Raw genomic sequence first — 1447 nt, 5'->3', positions numbered from 1 at the left:
AGCGCCGGTGTTGGTGGCGGGCACCGATGGGGTGGGGACAAAGCTGGACATTGCCCAGCAGTGGGGTCAGCACCGGGGGGTGGGCGTCGATCTGGTGGCGATGTGTGCCAACGATGTGCTGACGGTGGGGGCCCGGCCGCTGTTTTTCTTGGACTATGTGGCCACTGGCAAGCTGGAGCCAGAAGCCCTGTGGCAGGTGATCGACGGCATCTTGGCGGGCTGCCAGGAGGCGGGCTGCCAACTGCTGGGGGGGGAAACGGCGGAGATGCCGGGGTTCTATCCCCCTGGGAAATACGACCTGGCCGGGTTTTGTGTCGGAATTGTGGAAAAAACGGCCATTCTGGATGGGTCGCGGGTACAGCTTGGGGATCGGTTGTTGGCTTTGCCCAGCAGCGGCCTACACAGCAACGGCTACAGCTTGGTGCGGCGGATTGTGGCCGACCGGGGTTGGCGCTGGGATCACCGGCCTCCCGGCTGGGATCGGCCTTTGGCGGAAGTATTCCTCACCCCCACCCGCATCTACGTGCAGGCGGTGCAGCGGCTGCAGGCAGCAGGGATCGCCATCCACGGCATGGCCCACATCACCGGCGGCGGGATCCCGGAAAACTTGCCCCGCTGTTTGGCCCCCAACCAGGCGGCGCGGCTGCAGCCCCATAGCTGGCCCATCCCACAGGAGTTTCTCTGGCTCCAAGAACAGGGCCAGGTGGAGACCTTGGAGATGTTCCGCACCTTCAACCTGGGGGTGGGCTATGTGCTGGTGATCCCCCCTGAGGCGGAAAATCAGGTGAGATCCCTGCTCCCCGAAGCCTTCCCCATTGGGGAGGTGGTGGCGGCCTGTCCAGGGGAAAGCCGCGTTCTGGGACTGGAACAGTGGGGATCCCTCACAAGCCCTGCCGACTAGCCAACCGATGGATCCCCACCAAAAGGGGGAAAGGGATCCCAGTTCCCTCGACTCATCCTCGCCGTCGCTATGCTAAGTTGGCATGTGGCCTCAGCGCTGTTGCCCGCCTTCTTGCCCGAGCCTGTAATCTCTTCCTAGCATTCGTCTTTCTTGGAATATGGGCAACTCAGCCTTAGCCTGCACAGACTTGGGCCGTTTGCCAACCACCGCTGACCCTCTAGGTTAGGAGTTGCTGATGACAGGTTTACCCACTGCTCGTGCAACCGCGGGTGCCATCGAAGTTGAGCATCTGAGCAAAACCTACGGCAGCTTCACTGCCATCCGCGATGTTTCCTTCCAGGTGAACGCCGGCGAGATCATGGGTTTTTTGGGGCCGAATGGGGCTGGCAAGACCACTTCCATGCGCATTTTGGCGGGGTATCTGCCTGCCAGCGAGGGGACGGCGCGGGTGGCCGGGTTTGATGTTCACGAAAACTCGATGGCGGTGCGGCAGCGCATTGGCTATCTGCCGGAAAACCCACCCCTCTACCCCGACATGACGGTGGA

The 1447-nt window shown here is 62.5% G+C and carries 2 protein-coding genes; both read left to right on the top strand.

Annotation, left to right across the window (positions count from 1 at the left end; translation table 11 throughout):
• A partial coding sequence (gene purM / locus NW837_RS11070) for a phosphoribosylformylglycinamidine cyclo-ligase (RefSeq protein WP_414331515.1) occupies positions 1-901 on the top strand: 901 nt, incomplete at its 5' end.
• A 235-nt stretch (positions 902-1136) separates the two neighbouring features.
• On the top strand, positions 1137-1447 hold a 311-nt coding region (locus tag NW837_RS11065), incomplete at its 3' end, for an ATP-binding cassette domain-containing protein (RefSeq protein ID WP_414331512.1).

Source organism: Synechococcus sp. R6-10 (assembly GCF_047461815.1).
GTDB lineage: Bacteria > Cyanobacteriota > Cyanobacteriia > Thermostichales > Thermostichaceae > Thermostichus.
This window is presented reverse-complemented; position numbering and strand designations above follow the sequence as displayed.